Here is a 2828-nt window from a genome sequence, read left to right on the forward strand (position 1 = left end):
GACGAGTCAGAAACCGTTGATGTAGGCGAAGGACATGCGAAAGGTCCGGCGTAGAGGGTAAGACCCCCGTAGTCGAAACGTCAGCGGCTCGTTTGAGAGACACCCAAGTAGCACGGGGCCCGAGAAATCCCGTGTGAATCTGGCGGGACCACCCGCTAAGCCTAAATATTCCCTGGTGACCGATAGCGGATAGTACCGTGAGGGAATGGTGAAAAGTACCGCGGGAGCGGAGTGAAATAGTACCTGAAACCGTGTGCCTACAAGCCGTGGGAGCGTCGGATGCGTGCTTGCACGTGTCTCGTGACTGCGTGCCTTTTGAAGAATGAGCCTGCGAGTTTGCGGTGTGTTGCGAGGTTAACCCGGGTGGGGAAGCCGTAGCGAAAGCGAGTCCGAACAGGGCGTTTTCAGTAGCACGCTCAAGACCCGAAGCGGAGTGATCTAGCCATGGGCAGGTTGAAGCGGAGGTAAGACTTCGTGGAGGACCGAACCCACCAGGGTTGAAAACCTGGGGGATGACCTGTGGTTAGGGGTGAAAGGCCAATCAAACTCCGTGATAGCTGGTTCTCCCCGAAATGCATTTAGGTGCAGCGTCGTGTGTTTCTTGCCGGAGGTAGAGCACTGGATAGGCGATGGGCCCTACCGGGTTACTGACCTTAGCCAAACTCCGAATGCCGGTAAGTGAGAGCGCGGCAGTGAGACTGTGGGGGATAAGCTCCATGGTCGAGAGGGAAACAGCCCAGAGCATCGACTAAGGCCCCTAAGCGTACGCTAAGTGGGAAAGGATGTGGAGTCGCACAGACAACCAGGAGGTTGGCTTAGAAGCAGCCACCCTTGAAAGAGTGCGTAATAGCTCACTGGTCTAGTGATTCCGCGCCGACAATGTAGCGGGGCTCAAGCGTACCGCCGAAGTCGTGTCATTGCAGCATGAGGGCCAACGCCCGCTGTGATGGGTAGGGGAGCGTCGTCTGCCGGGTGAAGCAGCCGCGTAAGCGAGTTGTGGACGGTTGACGAGTGAGAATGCAGGCATGAGTAGCGATACAAACGTGAGAAACGTTTGCGCCGATTGACTAAGGGTTCCTGGGTCAAGCTGATCTGCCCAGGGTAAGTCGGGACCTAAGGCGAGGCCGACAGGCGTAGTCGATGGATAACCGGTTGATATTCCGGTACCCGCTGTGAAGCGTCAAACATCGAGCATCGTGATGCTAAGGCCGTGAAGCCGCCCTGATCTCTTCGGAGTTGAGGGGAGTGGTGGAGCCGCCGGACCAAGCGGTTAGTAGGTGAGTGATGGGGTGACGCAGGAAGGTAGTCCATCCCGGGCGGTGGTTGTCCCGGGGTAAGGGTGTAGGCCGTGCGATAGGTAAATCCGTCGCGCACAAGGCTGAGACCTGATGCCGAGCCGATTGTGGTGAAGTGGATGATCCTATGCTGTCGAGAAAAGCCTCTAGCGAGTTTCATGGCGGCCCGTACCCTAAACCGACTCAGGTGGTCAGGTAGAGAATACCGAGGCGTTCGGGTGAACTATGGTTAAGGAACTCGGCAAAATGCCCCCGTAACTTCGGGAGAAGGGGGGCCATGTCTGGTGAGAGGACTTGCTCCTCGAGCTGGGTGTGGCCGCAGAGACCAGCGAGAAGCGACTGTTTACTAAAAACACAGGTCCGTGCGAAGCCGTAAGGCGATGTATACGGACTGACGCCTGCCCGGTGCTGGAACGTTAAGGGGACCGGTTAGCTCCATTTCGGTGGGGCGAAGCTGAGAACTTAAGCGCCAGTAAACGGCGGTGGTAACTATAACCATCCTAAGGTAGCGAAATTCCTTGTCGGGTAAGTTCCGACCTGCACGAATGGCGTAACGACTTCTCGACTGTCTCAACCATAGGCCCGGTGAAATTGCACTACGAGTAAAGATGCTCGTTTCGCGCAGCAGGACGGAAAGACCCCGGGACCTTTACTACAGTTTGATATTGGTGTTCGGTTCGGCTTGTGTAGGATAGCTGGGAGACTTTGAAATCTGGACGCCAGTTCAGGTGGAGTCGTCGTTGAAATACCAGTCTGGTCGTGCTGGATGTCTAACCTGGGTCCGTGATCCGGATCAGGGACAGTGTCTGATGGGTAGTTTAACTGGGGCGGTTGCCTCCTAAAGAGTAACGGAGGCGCCCAAAGGTTCCCTCAGCCTGGTTGGTAATCAGGTGTTGAGTGTAAGTGCACAAGGGAGCTTGACTGTGAGACCGACGGGTCGAGCAGGGACGAAAGTCGGGACTAGTGATCCGGCGGTGGCTTGTGGAAGCGCCGTCGCTCAACGGATAAAAGGTACCCCGGGGATAACAGGCTGATCTTCCCCAAGAGTCCATATCGACGGGATGGTTTGGCACCTCGATGTCGGCTCGTCGCATCCTGGGGCTGGAGTCGGTCCCAAGGGTTGGGCTGTTCGCCCATTAAAGCGGTACGCGAGCTGGGTTTAGAACGTCGTGAGACAGTTCGGTCCCTATCCGCTGTGCGCGTAGGAGTCTTGAGAAGGGCTGTCCCTAGTACGAGAGGACCGGGACGGACGAACCTCTGGTGTGCCAGTTGTCCTGCCAAGGGCATGGCTGGTTGGCTACGTTCGGGAGGGATAACCGCTGAAAGCATCTAAGCGGGAAGCCTGCTTCGAGATGAGGGCTCCCACCTCCATGAGAGGGTAAGGCTCCCAGTAGACGACTGGGTTGATAGGCCGGATATGGAAGCACGGTAACGTGTGGAGTTGACCGGTACTAATAGGCCGAGGGCTTGTCCTCAGTTGCTCGCGTCCACTGTGTTGGTTCTGAAACCACGAACAACGCTGCCGCCATGTTG

General features: G+C 56.8%; 1 rRNA gene. It reads left to right on the forward strand.

From position 1 onward, the window contains the following. A 23S ribosomal RNA gene (locus tag AB0O67_RS37100) occupies positions 1-2770 on the forward strand; the annotation flags it as partial. Positions 2771-2828: the final 58 nt, after the last annotated feature.

The sequence above is a fragment of the Streptomyces sp. NPDC086077 genome, from assembly GCF_040686175.1.
Taxonomy (GTDB): Bacteria; Actinomycetota; Actinomycetes; order Streptomycetales; family Streptomycetaceae; genus Streptomyces.